19 protein-coding genes and 2 pseudogenes are annotated in these 18,411 nt (G+C 37.6%); 10 read left to right on the top strand and 11 right to left on the bottom strand.

Annotated elements, in window-relative coordinates; all coding sequences use genetic code 11:
• Positions 1 to 7: 7 nt before the first annotated feature.
• Positions 8 to 1,162, top strand: a complete 1,155-nt coding sequence (locus BBP83_RS13670; protein ID WP_068889490.1) for a phospholipase A — start codon at positions 8 to 10, stop codon at positions 1,160 to 1,162.
• Between the two features lie 73 nt (positions 1,163 to 1,235).
• On the opposite strand, the gene BBP83_RS13665 is transcribed toward BBP83_RS13670, so the two are convergent.
• Entirely contained in the window at positions 1,236 to 2,576 is a 1,341-nt protein-coding gene (locus BBP83_RS13665) for a TrkH family potassium uptake protein (protein WP_068889488.1), read from the bottom strand.
• Positions 2,573 to 3,229, bottom strand: coding sequence for a potassium channel family protein (locus BBP83_RS13660; RefSeq protein ID WP_068889486.1), 657 nt, complete (start codon positions 3,227 to 3,229; stop codon positions 2,573 to 2,575). The genes BBP83_RS13665 and BBP83_RS13660 overlap by 4 nt, the downstream gene beginning before the upstream one ends.
• Before the next feature lie 181 nt (positions 3,230 to 3,410).
• Here BBP83_RS13660 and BBP83_RS13655 point away from each other — a divergent pair, with 181 nt between their 5' ends.
• On the top strand, positions 3,411 to 3,905 hold the full coding sequence (locus BBP83_RS13655; protein WP_068889484.1) for a hypothetical protein: 495 nt from the start codon (positions 3,411 to 3,413) through the stop codon (positions 3,903 to 3,905).
• Positions 3,906 to 4,857: 952 nt separating this feature from the next.
• Positions 4,858 to 7,707, top strand: a complete 2,850-nt coding sequence (locus BBP83_RS13650; RefSeq protein ID WP_068889482.1) for an ImpA family metalloprotease — start codon at positions 4,858 to 4,860, stop codon at positions 7,705 to 7,707.
• Between the two features lie 303 nt (positions 7,708 to 8,010).
• Here the strand turns inward: BBP83_RS13650 and rpsT are convergent, their stop codons facing one another.
• Positions 8,011 to 8,277 (bottom strand): 30S ribosomal protein S20, encoded by a 267-nt coding sequence (gene rpsT, locus BBP83_RS13645; RefSeq protein ID WP_068889480.1) that lies wholly within the window; start codon positions 8,275 to 8,277, stop codon positions 8,011 to 8,013.
• 214 nt (positions 8,278 to 8,491) lie between these two features.
• Between rpsT and BBP83_RS13640 the strand changes: the two genes are divergently transcribed.
• The 6 genes from BBP83_RS13640 (at position 8,492) to BBP83_RS13615 (ending at position 14,333) form a co-directional block, all read left to right on the top strand.
• On the top strand, positions 8,492 to 9,157 hold the full coding sequence (locus tag BBP83_RS13640) for an NAD(P)H-binding protein (RefSeq protein ID WP_068889478.1): 666 nt from the start codon (positions 8,492 to 8,494) through the stop codon (positions 9,155 to 9,157).
• An 11-nt stretch (positions 9,158 to 9,168) separates the two neighbouring features.
• Complete coding sequence (rraA, locus tag BBP83_RS13635; protein ID WP_068889477.1) at positions 9,169 to 9,681, top strand: ribonuclease E activity regulator RraA; 513 nt, start codon at positions 9,169 to 9,171, stop codon at positions 9,679 to 9,681.
• Positions 9,682 to 9,778: 97 nt separating this feature from the next.
• Complete coding sequence (locus BBP83_RS13630) at positions 9,779 to 10,558, top strand: glutathione S-transferase N-terminal domain-containing protein (protein WP_068889475.1); 780 nt, start codon at positions 9,779 to 9,781, stop codon at positions 10,556 to 10,558.
• A 190-nt stretch (positions 10,559 to 10,748) separates the two neighbouring features.
• Positions 10,749 to 11,432 carry a response regulator gene (locus tag BBP83_RS13625; protein ID WP_068889473.1) on the top strand — a complete coding sequence of 228 codons (684 nt, stop codon included), beginning with the start codon at positions 10,749 to 10,751 and terminating at the stop codon, positions 11,430 to 11,432.
• Positions 11,432 to 13,348 carry a sensor histidine kinase gene (locus BBP83_RS13620; protein WP_068889471.1) on the top strand — a complete coding sequence of 639 codons (1,917 nt, stop codon included), beginning with the start codon at positions 11,432 to 11,434 and terminating at the stop codon, positions 13,346 to 13,348. Before BBP83_RS13625 ends, BBP83_RS13620 begins: the two co-directional genes overlap by 1 nt.
• Before the next feature lie 505 nt (positions 13,349 to 13,853).
• Entirely contained in the window at positions 13,854 to 14,333 is a 480-nt protein-coding gene (locus BBP83_RS13615) for a winged helix-turn-helix transcriptional regulator (protein ID WP_068889469.1), read from the top strand.
• Positions 14,334 to 14,374: 41 nt separating this feature from the next.
• On the opposite strand, the gene BBP83_RS13610 is transcribed toward BBP83_RS13615, so the two are convergent.
• From BBP83_RS13610 to tusD, 4 genes are read right to left on the bottom strand one after another with little or no spacing between them, the layout of a single operon-like run.
• The gene (locus tag BBP83_RS13610) at positions 14,375 to 14,686 is read right to left on the bottom strand and encodes a TusE/DsrC/DsvC family sulfur relay protein (protein ID WP_068889467.1); all 312 of its coding nucleotides are present in this window, start codon (positions 14,684 to 14,686) and stop codon (positions 14,375 to 14,377) included.
• Positions 14,687 to 14,709: 23 nt separating this feature from the next.
• Positions 14,710 to 15,006 carry a DsrH/TusB family sulfur metabolism protein gene (locus tag BBP83_RS13605; RefSeq protein WP_078055456.1) on the bottom strand — a complete coding sequence of 99 codons (297 nt, stop codon included), beginning with the start codon at positions 15,004 to 15,006 and terminating at the stop codon, positions 14,710 to 14,712.
• A 12-nt stretch (positions 15,007 to 15,018) separates the two neighbouring features.
• The gene (locus tag BBP83_RS13600; RefSeq protein ID WP_068889465.1) at positions 15,019 to 15,369 is read right to left on the bottom strand and encodes a hypothetical protein; all 351 of its coding nucleotides are present in this window, start codon (positions 15,367 to 15,369) and stop codon (positions 15,019 to 15,021) included.
• A gap of 44 nt (positions 15,370 to 15,413) precedes the next feature.
• Complete coding sequence (tusD, locus tag BBP83_RS13595; RefSeq protein WP_068889463.1) at positions 15,414 to 15,782, bottom strand: sulfurtransferase complex subunit TusD; 369 nt, start codon at positions 15,780 to 15,782, stop codon at positions 15,414 to 15,416.
• A 267-nt stretch (positions 15,783 to 16,049) separates the two neighbouring features.
• Between tusD and BBP83_RS13590 the strand changes: the two are divergent.
• Positions 16,050 to 17,066, top strand: a pseudogene (locus BBP83_RS13590) (tyrosine-type recombinase/integrase).
• Here the strand turns inward: BBP83_RS13590 and BBP83_RS15565 are convergent.
• From BBP83_RS15565 to BBP83_RS13575, 4 genes and pseudogenes are all read right to left on the bottom strand, one after another.
• Positions 17,063 to 17,263 (bottom strand): annotated as a pseudogene (locus BBP83_RS15565) (DNA-binding protein); the annotation flags it as partial. The pseudogenes BBP83_RS13590 and BBP83_RS15565 overlap by 4 nt on opposite strands.
• A complete protein-coding gene (locus BBP83_RS13585) occupies positions 17,251 to 17,439 on the bottom strand; it encodes a hypothetical protein (protein ID WP_068889462.1) in 189 nt (62 codons plus the stop codon). The gene BBP83_RS13585 and the pseudogene BBP83_RS15565, both read right to left, overlap by 13 nt.
• A 273-nt stretch (positions 17,440 to 17,712) precedes the next feature.
• Positions 17,713 to 17,970 (bottom strand): hypothetical protein, encoded by a 258-nt coding sequence (locus BBP83_RS15560; protein WP_245669762.1) that lies wholly within the window; start codon positions 17,968 to 17,970, stop codon positions 17,713 to 17,715.
• Positions 17,970 to 18,317: a hypothetical protein gene (locus BBP83_RS13575; protein ID WP_068889460.1), complete on the bottom strand. Its 348-nt coding sequence runs from the start codon at positions 18,315 to 18,317 to the stop codon at positions 17,970 to 17,972. The genes BBP83_RS15560 and BBP83_RS13575 overlap by 1 nt, the downstream gene beginning before the upstream one ends.
• Between the last annotated feature and the right edge of the window lie 94 nt (positions 18,318 to 18,411).

Here is an 18,411-nt window from a genome sequence, read left to right as displayed (position 1 = left end):
GGGCATTATGACGTTCATTTATTCTGAGCGTAAGACATTGCAGTTGGGTATTTTGCTCAGCGCAATGGCAACGGTAAACGCATCCGCGCAGAACAACGCTCCGGCTATTAAACCTGCGACACCTGAGGCATGCGTGGCGTTGGCGTCGAATGCAGACAGATTGGCTTGTTATGATGCACTCTATAAAATACCTGCTGAGGTTAAACCTGTATTGGTTTCTGAGCGTTTAGCTGCGCAGGAATTAAAACCCGAAATCACTGAAAAATTAAGCTTAAAGGAAAAAGTCAGTCATGCTTTTTCAGAACGCTTATTTGCCGTTGAAGCACCGCAGCTAAGTCCCAATTTGTCGATGTTAGATAGTCGTTGGGAGCTTTCACCTGAAAGTAAATTAGGCACATGGAACATTCGTAGTTATCAGCCTGTTTATTTGATGCCTGGTTATTGGACTTCGGATAAAAATGAACGTCCATTTAGCCCAAATCCTGTGAATACGGTACAGCCAGATGAAGAGCAGAAGCTGAAATCGATGGAAGCAAAGTTTCAATTGTCTTTAAAAACCAAAGCGGTTGAAAACTTATTTGGTAATAATGGTGATGTGTGGATGGGTTATACGCAGTCTTCACGTTGGCAAGTTTATAACGCAGAGGAGTCGCGACCATTTCGTGAGACCAATTACGAACCAGAAGCCAGCTTGGTTTTTCGTACCAATTATGAAGTATTGGGCCTAAATTGGCGGATGCTTGGGGTGACATTAAATCATCAGTCGAATGGGCGTTCTGATCCATTGTCACGTAGTTGGAACCGTGTGATTTTGAACTTAGGCTTCGAACGTGATAATTTTGCGTTAATGCTTCGCCCGTGGTATCGCATTGAAGAAAGTGCAGAAGACGACAATAACCCAGACATTAAAAATTACGTTGGCCGTGGTGATTTAACCGCTTTCTATCGTTATAAAGAGAATGATTTTAGCTTAATGCTACGCCATTCGCTTAAAGGCGGAGAAGATTCACATGGTGCAGTACAGTTTGACTGGACTTTTCCAATCAGTGGGAAGTTACGTGGTCAATTTCAATTATTTGATGGCTATGGCGAAAGCTTAATTGATTATAACCACCGCGCAACCTATGTTGGATTGGGTGTATCTTTAATGAATTGGTTCTAATGATGTTGTTCTTGTCATTTGAATCATAAAAAAACCGCGCTTGGGCGCGGTTTTTTTATGGCATTTACATTCATTAGCCAATTTGAATTTCTGAAGGAGGGTGTTTTAAACGACTCTTTTTAGGAGTTGCAATTAAGTAAGCCAAAGTAAGAGGGCCTAAACGGCCGGCAAACATTAGTAGCATTAAAATGACTAAACTGGCCGGTTGTAATTCACTGGTAATTCCTTTAGAAAGTCCAACGGTACAGGCAGCAGAGACGGCTTCAAATAATAAATCTTGAAAGCGCTGATCGGGTTCAATCAATAGCAGGCTAAAAAAGCCAATAAAAATAAGTGTGGCCGTGATAAAGATAACTGCTAAGGCTTTAAGGGTGGCTTTTTGTGGAACGGAGTGATTGAAAACTCGGACTTCATCTTCACGGCGTAAAAAGCTGATCACGCTGAGAACCACAATAATAAATGTACCGACTTTGATGCCACCTGCAGTACTCAGAGAACCTCCACCAATAAACATCAACATCATGGTAATTAAAGAAGATGCGTCTGAAAGTTGCTCCATGGGTAAGCTATTAAAGCCAGAAGAGCGCGGGACAGTGGCATGGAACCATGCGTTTACAGCTTGATCGCCCAGACTCATTGTTGATAAGGTCAGTGGGTTACTGGCTTCTAAACACCAAATGACAACAAAAGCGAAAATATTTAAGCCTGCAATGGTCGATAGAATTAATTTGCTATTCGGACTGAGTTTTTTCCAAACTTTATTGCGTTTAATGTCCATTAATACCAAAAACCCAATACCGCCAATGATGTACAACACACTGATAGTAAAAGTAATAATGTATTGATCAGCAAAGCTCATTAAGCTATTTGGAAATAGTGAAAAGCCACCATTATTAAATGCAGAAATGCTATAAAAGGCAGCGTAAAAAAAGGCTTGAGCAAAGTTGTAATCTTGCATCCACGCAATGGTTAAAATAACGGTTCCGACGGCTTCAAAAAATAATGAATATAAAAAAACACTTTTAATGGTGAATGTGACTTTTTTAAGACTGGTTTCGCCAATAGTGTCCTGCGCCATAATTTGCTGTTTTAAACCAAGTTTGGGCGATAAACTCATGACGGCCAAAATTGCAAAAGTCATGAAGCCTAAACCACCACACTGCAACAAAAACATAATGACGATTTTACCAAAGACGGTATAAGCTTCTCCGATATTGACAACCGATAAACCCGTGATGGTCACGGCAGAGCTGGCGGTAAAGGCCGCATGTAACCACGACAAATCACCATGATGTGCAAAGGGGAGTTTAAGCAGTAAAGTCCCTAAAATAATTAGTGCAAGAAAGCCCAGTGCAAGTAGACTAGGCGGGCTAAGGTTAATGGTGCCATGTTTTTTATTGTGCAGTTTTTTCATATGGTTTTAAATTGTTTAGACAGTCTGCGTAAGGGTTCTAAAAGGCCTTCAACAACTAAAACATCACCTTTTTGTAAAACCATATTTGGGTCTATATTAAATAAAATATCTGGGCCACGTTTATGTAGCAAGGTTTTAATGTCTGTTGCATGATCCATGAGTTGATGAAAACGCAAACCTTGTTGTGCCTCTTTCAATTCTACTTTGACCATATAATGATTATCTTCCAAGGCCATATAACGACTGACCATCGGATAGCTTAGAGATTGGGCAATACGTACACCCATATCTTCTTCAGGATGGATAATTTTATTCACCCCTAAATGAGTCAAAATCATATGATGAGCTTTTGATTTTGCCTTTACCCAAATTTTTTCAATGCCTAAATTTTTAAGATGTAGCACACACAGAATACTGGCTTCAATGTCTTCACCAATGGCAACCACGACGGCATCACAGTTTTGAATATTTAATTCATTCAATACATGTTCATCGGTCGCATCTGCAATGACCGCATGGGTTAGTTGATCTGAAATATTTTCTACATACTTTTTGTTGCTATCGATGCCAATCACATCATGGTTGAGTCCAATCAGTTCCGTGGCAACAGTTGCACCAAAACTTCCTAGACCAATGACTGCAAACTGAGCCATAGAAGTAATTCCTTATATTTATGTCATATTTATTAACGAATGTTGGCTATAAAATGCGCATTGATTCATCTAAGCTAATATTTGGATATTTTATCGGTTTATGAGTACTCCAGCTACGTGGCTTACAAAATTATATTTAACAAAAGCTTATAAAATGGAGATACTTATTAGGAGTATCACTATGCACAAGACCTTGTATGAAGCACTCACCATCGCTTTTCCTGAGCTGAAAGAGGCACCTTTGCCAGATGAACAAGATAACTTTGAAAGTTTTAAGACATGGATGAATCAGTTTTATTCGAATCTACAACAATTAAATATGATGGATTTTCGTCAGAGTGGGATTGATGAATGTCATCGTTTACAACAACTTAATATTGATTTAGATGAACTTAGAAATCAGATTGAAAATGAAATGGGCGTCTTTGATGAAATGTATGAAGATGATCATCCAGACCCACAAGCGGTATATGCTTATGATTCTGAGTTGATCTTTAACGTTATTTTTAACAATATTAAATTATTTGTAGAGCCTTATGATTTGGCACTACTGGTGATTGAGCAAGAAAATCCATATTGGTTTGTGGTGCCCAATAATGAAGAGTTAACCCACCAAATTATCACGACTTACAATCATATATTTGGAGATGAAGAGCCAATGGTATTAATTGATTAGAGCCTTTAAATGGCTGTCTATTTTGTGCAATACACTTCGCTACATGCACTAGTTAAAGGGTTGTCTGTTGGTCTTTTAGATAACCCACTTGGGTTTTAAGCGTAGAAGAATACGGAAATGGATAATAAAAAATTATAAATGGTTGCAACATCGGAAAATACCCCCAAGAAAAGGACCGCCGTGACTTTGAGTAATTCAAGTTATGGTTAATGTTAAAAAAGACAGATCAATTTTCACGTTTTTTTTGGTGAAAAAACAAAATAAAATTAATGATTTATGAAAACTATAAGTATTGTGTTGGCCGATTTGTGAAATAAATCCAAGTTTAAGAAGAACCCATAAAGCCACTCTATTTCTGAGTGGCTTTTTTATGTCGGGTGGCTTCCCTGTGAAAGAGGCAAATTCAATCCCTTTAAAATTGTGGAATTAACCCTATTAATTATCTGAGACTGTTAGATAGCTCGTCTAAGTAAGATTCCTTTCATACATCATAATTGAGATTAAGGAGAAAGCTATGCTCTATTTCCTTCGTAAATTATTTTGTATTCATGATTATGAATTTGATTACGATCCTGATTGTGGATACACACAAGAATGCCGTAAATGTGGAAAAATTGATTAATTAATTCTTCAACTTGCCAAACGTATTAAGGTACATAAAACCCCGTCGCATGCTAGATGTTGGCGGGGTTTTATTTTGTGATCTGAGGCGTATTGATATTTTTGCTGTAAGAATACCCTAAGCTTACTAATGGAGCGATTTACAAAATAATCTTATAGTTCTAAATGCATCACAATAATTTAATTTCTTGTGATTTTAATAGTGTTAAAAAACAAAAGGTTAAGTTAATAATTTATTCGATATAGTTTTTTATACCCTTATAATCGCTATCAATTATTAACGATATTTTACACCTCATGTCGTTATTTTATTTTGTAGGGGAAAATCATAATGACTAAGCATGCTTTCGTGTTTAGAAACGCGCTATTGACGATATCATTAGCAATAGGATTAATTGCTTGCGGTGGTGGAGGAGGCGGTGAGAGCGGGGAATCTACCAATGATTCATGGACGGAAGTCGCACCACCTTCTACAAAGCCTGGAGATTTCATCAATGCTCGTACCAGTGCTGCACTGAACACGGGTAGCACAGTGAACCTGACGCTACAGGATCAGACATCCTTGCTAAAATGGGCGCTCAGTACTGCTGAACAGCAGCATTATTGGCAAAAAAACCTGCTAGGTTCTTTATATTCCAATGCCAATCATAAAATTATACAGACATCTTTACAATTTACAGCGCATCCATCATTAAATCTTTATCCAACTGATTTAAGTACAGGCATACCTTTTGCGATGGGAGATAGTGTTTGTGATGGTTCATTTGCTATCCAATCAGGTAAAGGTTGCGGGTTAGGCGTTGTAACAAAAATTGGTGAAGGGCGAGTTCTGGCTTATGGTCAGGAAATGTTTAGCTCAATTTTAAATAATAATGCTAATTTTACTCAGTTTACAGAAGTGATGAATAATAGTCTGCGCTGGCTGATTACGGGTGATGCGCATCAAGCGGTAAATAAAACGCTGAATGTTGTGGTTAAGGGGACATCGAATGTTGATGTTAAGAACTATCTTGAAAAGCAATTAGCGACAACGGTTAATTACCCTGCATGTAATGTACTAAATCCTGAAAATATCTGTTGGAAAGATATTGATTTGATTGTTTTGGGGCAAGGTATTGAGGGTGAGAAGTTTGAAAAAGAGCTGATCGACAAATATTTAAAAGCCGGTAAAGCGATTTATTTCCAAGGGTCTTATTGGGATATCCAAGCGAATACTCAAAAAGTTTTGAATGCTATAGGCGTTCAAGCTGATATGAATTGGTTCAGAGATGAACGTACATTACTGATGTCCAATCCTGCGAATATTGAGCAACGTTGGGAGCGAATTAATCAGATTGATGGCACCATTAAGACCTTACAATACTTTATTGCTCCTACATCTGTCACTGTAGGTGAGCTTAACGCCAACAATGCAATGATTCAAAGCATGCTTACGCATTCAAGCGCATTGCAGAGATTGAATGGTCAGGGCTTGTCGGCATTTAGTGCAGAAAATAGAAATAGTATTTTAAAAGCATTGGTGTTGATTGCCGATTTGTGGCGTCCAGCTGTGAACTATACAGGTTTAAATAAAAACGGTGATCCACTGACTTTTATACAAACCTATGCTTCAGATGCTTGGTTAGATTACAAACGTAGTCAAACCACGGCTGCTGTACAAGGTGCTGGTGACTATATGCCAGCAACAGCACAAAATATGCCAGTTAGCAGTAATTGGGAAACTATTACCGTGACAATTCCGCAAAGCGGCGGAGTAACAGCGATTGGTCGTGCCAGTATTCCTGCTAAAGCAGTGGAGATACAGATTGTGGATGCTCAAGGTGCAAATCTTGCTGTGCAAACCAGTCATATTCGTACTTGGGGCAATCCATTTGGTGATGGTGGCTATCAACGCCCAATGCGTCCGAACAGTTATAGTGTAAAGCTGAATAATCAAGTTGCTAATGCATTTATCAGCCCATTTGGTGGGCCACTTATGCTGAATTACAACAATGCGACAGCGGGTAGCACCATTACTTTAAAAATCAAAGGCAGTGCAAAATATGCACATTTTGATTTTACTCAGCCAATTACTGATGCAGATATTGATGCAGCCAGCGCAAGTTTGCAAAGTAGAACCTTTGGATGGAATACCTTTAAATTTGTAGGCGGTGAAATTCAGCAAATCACGCCTTACGCACTCCAGGCGATTGGCAACACTGCACCACGTGATTACATTAACAAAATTAAGACCATTATTTTCGACAGTAACCATATTGCCAATGGTTATAACAATATGCCCTTAGATAACAGCACTCAGCAATACTGTAATACTTTAGGTTGGGACTGTACCAGTACTATTCACCGCGCACCGAATGTTCAGCATTTTATTGGTTGGATTGCCACTTGTGGCTTCCTTTGCTCAGGTAATCCATCAGATGGAGCAACGGGTCTGGATATAGGCTGGGGTTGGGTACATGAACTTGGACATAATACTGTTCAGGGTGTACTGACCATGACTTTTCCATCTACTGAGAATAATAAAAGCACCATTGGTTGCGGTACCGAATGTAATAACAATATTTTGGCAGGCTTGAGTATGCTGCGTAAAAATGAAATTTATGCTCTGGATAACAATGGTAATAATTTCAATCATCCACGTTTATATAGCAATATTTTAGATAATCGTAATACGAACTTAAGTGGAGAAGCATTGCGTTTAGACATGGAAAAACGTCTTTGGCAAGGTGATGATAATGCGAAACAAGCATTCCACATGCAGCTCGCTTATAACTATACCAAGTTACATCAAGGTAAATCACAACCTGATTCGCAAGGTGTCTTTGAATTTATGCGCTTATTAAATATTTCAGAGCGACTTTATAAGAAAATAGACTTGAGTAAAGCTTCTGAAGTAGATAAGAATAAACTTGGCTTGGGTGCATTTACGGCGAATGACTTGAGTCGACCTGATATGATATATGTGCTTAGTTCAAAAATTATGGGTTATGACTTAAAAGAGATGTTCAAGCTTTATGGTTTGCCTTTAACCGATATTGCACGTGCATCTGTTGGCATGCTGAATCTAGATGAAGCACCATTGAATTTCTATGCGCAACCTTTAAATAGATCGAACTATTTAAACGAGGGGGTTTGGATGACAATTCCTGTAACTGGTTCAGTCTCTAAATATCCCTATTGATTAAAAGCAGTATTGCTAAATACAATGATTGTAAAGCGAAGCATAGCGCGAGAGCAAAGGTTCATAGGGCTGTACTTAAATTATCAAAAGTCCATGTCACAATTTGTGGGCAGTGTCTGAATTTAAAAAACCCTCAAGTTTTAATTTGAGGGTTTTTTATTAATCAATGTTATACGGCTTTTTTAAGGTTAAATAGATGGTGGTTTTTTAGCGTAACATTAAATTTTGAATATTTTTATTGAAATAACTGAAAAAAACAGCAATAAAAAAAGCCCTAAAAAGGACTTTTTTTATTGCAACAAATTAGTTAGCTAAAGCTTTAACTTGTGCGTTCAAGCGGCTCTTATGACGAGCAGCTTTGTTTTTATGAATAATGCCTTTGTCAGCCATACGGTCGATTACTGGAACAGCTGTTTTATAAGCTTCAGTAGCAACTGCATGGTCACCAGCAGCAATAGCAGCTAGTGTGCGTTTGATGTATGTACGAACCATTGAACGTAAGCTAGCGTTGTGTTTGCGTGCTTGAACGTTTTGACGAGCACGTTTTTTAGCTTGAGCAGAGTTTGCCACTCGTGCACTCCTTGAAATAGATTGGTCTGGGCGGGCTGCAAATCAACTGAAAACCAACATCCGATGATCTATACCCAGCCCGTAAACAAGTGCCATATTCTGATTAAAATATGCATGGAAGTCAAGTCTTGACATGCTTTGACAACATTTTAGATGCAGAAAAACTTGAAAGAAAACGTTAGATTAGTCTGATAGCAAGGGGATCGTACAAAAAATGATTAAATCTATAGAGAATGTAATTGTGATTGGTGCCACTGGATTGGTTGGCAGAACGCTCATTCGCCAGCTTAGTCAGAATGAAAAGTGTGCAAACATTACCGCTGTTGTTCGTAAGCGAGACGAAGAACTCAATCATTTGGAAAAAGTACAACAATTTGAGTTAGACGATTTTCTATTGTTAAACGAACAAGATGTGAGTGAATATACTCATGCGTTTAGTTGCTTAGGCACGACCATGAAGCAAGCAGGTTCCAAAGAAAATTTTTATAATACAGATTTTGCAATTAATGCACATTTTGCTGAACTGTTAGAAAATATGGAAACACACTTTATTTTGCTGAGTGCATTGGGCGCAAATCCCAAGTCACCTATTTTTTATAACCGCGTTAAAGGTGAATTGGAATACTACGTCAAAAGCTTATCTTTATACCGAACCTCGATTATTCGACCGTCATTGCTTTTAGGGCAACGCAAAGAACAGCGAATGTTAGAAGATGCGACACAAAAGCTGTATCAACGCTTTTCGCATTTAGTACCGAATAGTTTCAAATATAAGCCAGTGACAGCAGAGCAAGTGGCTCATACTATGGTCGATGTCGCGAGCACACAAACTGAAAAATTTCAGATTTATGATAATTTACGCATACAAAAAACCAAATGAAGGATTTAATCGTGTCTACAGTGCCTTTTGTAACTTGTGATTTACTTGATGATCATCCAGAAAAAAAATTGCAAGTGGTGACGCCATTAATGGATGGTAAATTTTTTAAAAGCTATGGCGCCCGCAAAAGCTTTGGTGGTCAAGTCGTTACTGTTAAATGTTTTGAAGATAACTCACGGGTAAAAGAACTGTTGGCAACTGAAGGCACAGGTAAGGTTTTAGTTGTAGATGGTGGTGCATCTATGCGCTGTGCCTTAATGGGCGACTTAATTGCAGAATCGGCTGTAAAAAACCATTGGAATGGGGTGGTCATTTATGGCTGTATCCGTGATGTTGACGCGATTGCTACACTGGATTTAGGGGTACATGCACTTGCAGCTATTCCACAAAAAAGTAACCGTAAAGGTGCGGGCGAAACTGATATTCAATTGAGTTTTGGTGGCGTAAATATTAAGTCTGGCGATTATATTTATGCAGATAATAATGGCATTGTCATTGCAAATGAACAATTAGCCAACTGCTAAACTTATAAGCCAATCGATCATAAGGGATTGAGCAATTTTAAATTGATCAATCCCAACATCAGTAAATACCAATAGTAAAACAAGAAAGGATTCTCAGATGCTTTATCATCAAGTTAAAGTGGCACAGGCACTACTGTCAGGCGTTGCAGAAGGTGGACGAGGGACAACTGGTACATCTCATCCTAAACAGCCTGAAAAAGCCTTAAAACTGTATGAGTTTGAAGGTTCTCCATTTTGTCGACGTGTACGCGAAGTCATGACCACATTAAACTTAGATTACGAAGTTTACCCATGCCCGAAAGGTGGGCAACGTTATCGCCAAGAAATGAAAAAATTGGGGGGTCGACGTCAATTTCCTTTTTTAGTCGATGAAAATACAGCAACACAGTTGTATGAGTCACAAGATATTATTCATCATCTTTTTAAGCATTATGGTAAAACTGGAAAAACGCCAAAAAAATATGCGAATTATCCTAAAATACCTGTTGTTGCTTTAGCTGGTACGATCCTTAATGGCGCACGTGGGGTTTGGGTAAATAAACAAATTTTGAATCGCGAAGCGCCAGCACAGCTTTTAGAATTATGGGGTTTTGAAGCCAGTCCATACACCCGTATTGTTCGCGCGTTACTGACGGAATTAGAATTACCCTTTAAATTTCATAATGTTGCCAAAGAGCGTTGGCAGGATCAGGGTTTGGCGGTACTCAGATTAAAGCCTGGAAAATATCAACCATTAACGGGTGGAAAACGCGAACAAGTATTAAAAATAATGGGGGATAATATACAGGTTCCTTATTTTATTGACCCAAATACCAATACCCAAATGTTTGAATCCGCCAAAATTGTCGATTATTTAAAGAAACAATATGGGCAATAAATAAAAAAATCCTGTGTGAAGAGAAATTTTTTCAGCGCAGTTTTTTTCAAGGCTACGTCATAAATAGATGGAAATAGCAGCATTTTAGCTTTTTGATGTGCAACATTCTAAAAATATACTTAATTCTGGGGATATACTGTATATATGAATTTGATTAAGCTAAGAAAATTTACTTAAGGAGTGAACGGACATGGTATTGGAAGTCGTTTTACCAGTCCCAGTTTTAGTTGTTGAGGATGAAGAAATCATCCAGTTAAGATTGCGAAAAATTTTAATTGATTTGGGATATACCGATGATGTTCTGTTATTTGCAAAAAATGTTAAAGAGGCTTTTGCACTTATAGAAGAACAGCCTATTTCTTTGGCTTTGGTGGATTTAGGCTTACCAGATGGAAATGGCCTTGAAATTATTGAAAAAATTAGTTTATTAGAAAGTAATACCCTTATTTTAGTAATATCGGCGTGGAGCACCCAAGAAAGCTTATTTGCTGCTATTAAGGCAGGTGCTACAGGGTATGTGCTCAAAGAGCGTGATGATGCCGAAGTCTTATTGTCTATTCGCAGTATTTTGCGTGGCGGAGCACCGATAGATCCTTTTATTGCGCGTGAAATATTAAAGCAAATTGCTGTATCAGAAAGTATCAGTATTATTGAGCCACAAATAGCTTCTGAAGCAGATCGAGGGCTGTTAACGTTTCGTGAAAAAGAAATTCTTAATCTTGTTGCACAAGGGTTGAGCAATCGTGAAATTGCTGAACAGCTATTTGTTTCACGTTATACCGTAGAAAGCCACATTAAACACATTTACCGAAAACTGTCCGTGACTAAACGCACAAAAGCCGTAAGCACAGCAAGGTCATTGGGAATTTTATAATGCAGAAATGGGCATTTGTATGGCTAATCGTGTGCTGTTTAATCGGTACATACAGCAATGCATTTGTTGCTAATGTATATGAAATTAATGACCAATGTCAGGTCAAACTGGACGAACTATCTAAGGCCAAAACTGCTTCCAATTTAGAATTGCCACAAATGGGCTGGGAGCCAGTTAAGACATTACCTGACCGTTGGGGCTTAACATGGCCTAACTATTCAGGTGGTGCATGGTATAGGTTAAAGTGGGGATGGCAATGTAATGACAATGCCAGATTGGCTGAACCTATTGCGTTATCTCTCAACTATATTAATTCAGCGGGTGCAGTTTTTTTAAATGGTGATTTGTTATGGCGTGATCAACACTTAACAGAACCGCTGTCTAAAAGTTGGAATATGCCTAGATATTGGGTATTGCCTATTTCGGGCCTAAAACAAGACAATAATGAAATTCTGATTTATGTTTATGGTTATGCAGCGCAAAGCGCAGGTATAGGTAAACTCAAATTTAGTGATGTTAAAACGGCCGATATACATAATCAGCAACGACTTTGGAATTCGCGAACATTATTTCAAATTAATATTATTTTATCAGGTTGCTTGGGCATAATTTGCTTATCTATTTGGCTTTTTCGCCGTTCAGAAAGTAGTTTTGGTTGGTTTGCACTCAGTACTTTTTTCTGGATTTTATTTATTGCGAATACACTCAGTACCGAAACTTACCCATTTTCAAGTTCCTTAGTTGCTGCTCGCGCTAACATTAGTTTTTTTGCGCTCTATATTTTAAGTTTATGCACCTATATTTTGCGTTTTATTCATGTGAAAAAGCCAAAAACAGAATGTGTAATGTTGATCATTGCATTTGTTCTTATTTTAAGTTTATGGATGGTTCCATTAAACTTAATGCCAAAATTATCTAGCAGTGTGTTCCTGTTTTATTGCGTTACATTGCTTGTTGTGTACGTTTACTTGTGTATTGTTTCCTTTAAAACCAAACGCCTAGATTTTATTTTTTTAGCTGTGTGCATGAGCATCATTTTAATATTTTCTGTGTTTGATATTTACTTACTTTTTACAAATACAGGGCATGAAGTTGCACCTTTATCGCCGTATTCTTCACCCATTATTATGTTGTTTATTGTGATACTTTTAGCTTCTCGCTTAAATAAAAACTTTCAAAAAATTGAAAAATTTAACGAAGAACTCTCGACAAAAGTACAGCAAGTCAGCTTAGATTTGAGCTCAAGTTTGAACGATAAACATCGTCTTGCATTAACGAATGCGCGCTTACAAGAACGTATTAAGTTAGCACACGATTTGCATGACGGTTTGGGATCTTCGATAGTCCGTTCTATGATTTTAGTTGATCAATGTGCGACAAATATTCCAAATCAGCAATTTTTATCGATGCTTAAATTACTTCGTGATGATTTAAGGCAAATTATTGATAGTGGTTCAGAGACAGATAATAAAATTCCAGAAACCCCTATAATTTGGTTGGCACCTATTCGTCATCGTTTTAGCCAGTTAATGGATGAAATGGATATTCAAGCTACGTGGAATTTAGCCAAACAATGGGAGGCTGAGCCAACGGCTTTGCAATGTCTGAATTTAAGTCGAGTATTGGAAGAAAGTTTGACCAATATTATTAAGCACAGTCAGGCAACGCAAGTACGCGTAACATTAGGTTTTATTGATCAGCATAAATTAGAGCTACAGATAGAAGATAATGGGTTAGGGTTTAATGTGGCCTGTATGACTCAAAATGGGATGAGTATTGGCATGCGTAGTATGAAAACACGTGTCGAAAGAATGGGCGGGCAATTACAAATTACATCAATCAAGGGCGAAACTATTGTTCAGGCGATTATTTATTTAAAACTCAAAAAACATGATGATATAAATAGACAAAACTGAATACGCCGTAAATCTATAGGATATTTTGATTATTTATGTTGGAAATAGTGCTTCATCAGCTTCTATCTTCAATATAAATAGCCTAAGCATATTTTAATGATTAAAATGAAAAAAATACATCATTTATCCTAATTTAAATTCATAAAATTAGTTTAATCAATTGTTTAGCTCTATAATTGAGTTGAGGCAAGAGTCCTGCGCTATTATTTAATCTTTAACCTAGGACTGTGTGCAAAAGTAGCCAGTAGAGCTTTATTGTTAAAATGGTCGAAACCAATGTTGAAATTGCATTGTTGCTCAAAAACTTGAAGATCGGTTGGATAAACAAAAATATACTGTTAGCCTTTTAGAAAATTTAAATCTAAATTGGCCTTTAAGCATGACTTGAAAGTATTTAACAGCATTGAGCTGAAATTTGATTTTAAGAATTTATACGTTATGGACTTTGCAAAACAGCGTATATTCGATTAATTTGAAGCTATAAATTTATTGGTGGTCGATTAGGATGAAATGGGACGATATTGGTAGTCAGCCATGTTCAATTGCGCGAACGTTATCGGTTTTGGGTGATCGTTGGACAATGCTGATTTTGCGTAATGCTTTTACTGGTATGCGCCGTTTTGATGATTTTCAGCAAAACCTAGGTGTGACACGTCATGTATTATCTGATCGATTAAAGCGTTTGGTTGAACATGGTATTTTAATCAAAGTCGCATATTTTGACCGTCAAGAACGCTTTGAATATCGCTTAACCGAAAAAGGGCTAGAGCTATATCCAATTTTACTGTCAATGTCGAAATGGGCAGATAAATGGATGGATGAAGGGCAAGGTGCGCCAGTACAATACATTCACAAAACGTGTGAAAAAATATTTCAGCCTATTTTAGTTTGTTCAGAATGTAGCGAAGAATTACATGCACAACAGGTAAAGCCTATTTTTATTCAAAATAATGAGACTATGTTAAATAAGAAAAAACAGGCTTAAATGAAATGCATAACATCAAAAGTAAACTACATTCTGCAAGTTTATAAGCAATTTGCAGGTTTGGGAATACCTGCTAAACGACTCAGATGACGTGCCACTAACCCTGTATTAAACTTGTCTTGCAAAAGAGCATTGTCAATTTTAGGGTCAACTGTTTTCATCAAAAACTTAATGAGCGGGCGGGTTGCTGGAGAATGGCCAAATTGCTGATAAAACTGACGGACAGCCTGCAAAACCTCAAAATGCCAAGGTGACAATTCCAAATTTAAAGTTTTTGCCAGCTCTTGTGCAACGGGTTCATTCCAAATGGTGTAATCAACTAAATGGCCATCTTGGTCAAGTTCTAAATTCATCTTTAAAAACCAATACTGAAAGTTTATTTTAAGCTAATGCTACGATTAAATTGCAGGCAAAGTGTTGCGAACGTTGCATAATCAATCAGCTGAATATGTGCTGGATGAGCAGTTAACAAAGGTTGTTCATTTTCCAACACATAGCATTCTACAATTTTTTGAATGACTTCATGCGTCGCATGCATGACAGCTTCACCCATTAAAACAACTTTGTCACCTTGCGTATAAAGTTGTTTTAACTTAGACAGCGCAAGTGGGGTTGACGCATAGCTGGCTTGAATAAGGTACAGGGTATTTCTTGAAATAAATTGTTCAGACATATTTTTCACCATTTACCAATACAGCACATGATCAAACTGTTGAATGAGAGTCGCATCAAAAGCTGTAAACTCAATCTCTTGTTCTGAATTTTTAACAAAAGTATGGTTTCTATATTTTTCTTCGACCAATACAGGTGTTAAATCATAAAATTCAAAGCTATCAACCATATTTGATGCAATTTTAAACGTATATTTTAATTGGTCAAATTCGAGTTCAGAAGCCAATAGGCTGAGTGCGCCATCTTGTAGTAAAACTTTCACTTCACAGCCAAAAGTAGCAAGAACCATGGTTGCAGATAAACTTTCATGCACTTGCAAGCTGGTTAAATTTGACTGAGTTAATATCACGAGTACAGTTTTCACACAATAAACCTTTTAAATGCAACAAATTCTATAAAAATAAATGCTTAGAATTGAATAAGACGATGTGAGGTTTGAACAGCATCTGCAAGTTCACCCAGACCTACTAATTCAAAACCATCAGCAAGGTTATGTTGCTGAATATTGTGGCGTTGTGCATTTTCCTGATCGGTAATGCCACGGGCCAATGCAGCACTTACACATACGGGTAAATGGATTGCCAGTTTTTGCCATTCTGAAGTGAGTTTGCGTTGATCATCTGGCATCCATTGTAAAGCATTGGCAACAGCAACACCGTCTTGGTAGAAAAACACCCGAAAGGCTTGTTTATTACTGTGTAGGGCTTGAGCTAGACCCAAGGCATGCCACGCGTGAACAGAGGTCGGTGAGGAGGTAATTAGTAATAATGTACTCATTAGAAATTCACTGCGGGAGCTTGCAACTGTAGTTGACTTGCTCAGACTTCATAAAAAAAAGATAGTATACAATGATTTTAGGTGGTATCTAAAGAATCCAGCCCCATATATTAAAATTATTTTAAAAATAATTATTAAAAAACAATATCTTGAATTTTTATTTAAAATCTAACGGTATTAAAACTTCTCTTTTGTCTGCATGAAATTCCCCGCATTTTCTTCCTTTTCCCTACATTATGGATAAAATGAAAGGCAATCTGTACCAAAATAAAACTACCAAAACGAATACAGCGTGGGGCAACTTGGCGTATCACAGTCACTTTTGAAAACCAGCAATATTCAGCAACCGGAGATACAGCAAAAGAATGCGAGCACTGGGCGTCAATTAGACTATTAGAACTTAAAACAGGTAGGGTTAATCTTGAGCAAGGGATAAAGCCAGCATACCCATTTCGTCAATTATGCGATAAGTATTATCAAGAGCATGGTCGACACATGCGATCTGCTAGAACAATTATGTTTAAGATAAAAAATCTTGATCGTATTGCGCCAAATATTGCTGATAAATCTATTTATGATTTTAAGCCCAGCGATATTGCAGAGTGGCGTAATAGAAAAAAAGATGTAAAGGTAGCAACATTAAGAAATGAGCATGCTATTTATTCAGCTGTTTTTACTTATGCAATGAAAGAGCTATTTTTAATTGAGTCGAACGTTTGGCATACCGTAACAATGCCAAGTAAGGAGAAATCCTGAAACCAAAGCATCACACCTGAACAGCAACAAATATTGCTTGAAGCACTGGATTGGAGTGGTTTAACCACACCTGAAAAGTCCAAGCACTATGTAGCGTGGGCGTTTTTATTTGCGCTTGAAACAGCAATGCGACAAGGTGAAATACTTGCAATGTGTAGGGCAGACCTAAAAGATGGTTTTGTACACCTACCCATAACTAAAAATGGCGAATCTCGGAACGTACCATTGTCTAAAGAAGCTAAGCGCCTACTTTCATTGTTACCTTTGGATAGCGATCAATTGGTTCCAATTGACAAAGATATATTTTGTGCAACGTGGGTGAGAGCCAAAAAAAGGGCAAATCTTTCTCAAATTAACTTTCATGATTCGTGACACGAAGCAATCACAAGAATGGTTAAAGTTCGCAAATTACCTGTTGAGGTTTTAGCAAAAATAACGGGGCATAAGACAATTGGGATATTGATCAACACTTACTACAATCCTGACGCTCAAGATCTAGTAGAAATGTTTAACGGCAGTGAGAGCTAATTAGCTCTCGGTCTGCCTCTTTTGTTTTTTGTGGTGAGTAAATCACGGGCTAAGCGAGGATTGTATAAAGCCTTGCCTTTAGTGCCTTGATTAATTGACACAAGACGATCTCTGATTGTTGTTGTTGACATGTTGTATTTTTCAGCTAATTGAGAAGCAGAAAAAAGCTCAATATCCACTTCCTTTAATTCTTTAACTGCTCAAGGTTGTAGCTGTATTCGCCAGATTTGGTCTTAATCTCAATGGAAACCCCAAACTCGTCCAGTGCGAAAGGGCCGAGATTCGCATGGAATTCATCAAAGGTTTCTTGAAGTTCTGATATTAGAACCTCGATCTGTTCAAGGCCAAAATCTAAGATTTTCTGTTTTCTCAATCATGGCCTTGCTCCTGTTCTTCTTCACGCTTTTCTGCAATACATTCCTCTAAAAGCTTGATGCATCCAGATTTAGTGTCAAAAGGCTCTTGCCAAAACCCATTAAAGAAATATCTCATTCAACTAACCCATGTTCTTCAGTGCGATCTATCTGAACTCTTCCAAAAAATGGTACGTCGTGAGCAAACTAATGCTCGTTGTCATCTGTGCCGAATTTAATCTTTGAGTTTTGGGCTATTACTTCATTTTTATATGCATTTTCAGCATGCTTTATTAATGCTGATGCAAGATTCCTTTCATAAACCAAGTTTGGTTAATCATGCAGTCGCTTTCAAGAAGGACCTCTTTTGACACTGCTTGAGCCTTAGCTAACCCAGACTTTAAAGACTCAATTTCCAGTTGCTGATTTTCAAAAAGCACAAATGCGGATTGGGTTGTATGATATTTATATGAGCCATCTGGATCGCGTTCTAATAACCAGCTTCGTGCATTTTTTACATATAATTCTTCAAATAATTTCTGAATATCCATCACGCGACCTCACTTTCTTTTCCGATTTCTTTTGCAAAGACGGCTTCCGCGTCATCTTCCGTAAAACCGATATCAATTAAGAAAAAACCATGGGGCACAATTGGGTCCCACTTTGAAAGATCGCACGCATTCATCATTTCCTCGTGGATATCAGCTGAAACAGATGCTTCTAAATAAAACTTTGTAGTAATGATATTGAAATGACGCTTCAATTCATCGCACTCAATCTGGGAAATCCATTCTTGATTGTTATGATGCTTATCCAGATATTCACGATATTCTGGATGCATCCATGATCCATATTTATCCCGCACAATTTCAGCTGGTTCTAATTGTTTTAATTCCATCACACTCTCCAAGTCACTTCTTTAAATTTAGCATCAGTGACCAATTATTCAATTTCACCATCGCCAGTATTCTTAAAAATGTGTGTCATTTTCA

The sequence above is a fragment of the Acinetobacter celticus genome (assembly GCF_001707755.1).
GTDB lineage: Bacteria > Pseudomonadota > Gammaproteobacteria > Pseudomonadales > Moraxellaceae > Acinetobacter > Acinetobacter celticus.
The sequence above is the reverse complement of the archived record's forward strand: the minus strand, read 5'-3'. Positions and strand labels throughout refer to the sequence as shown.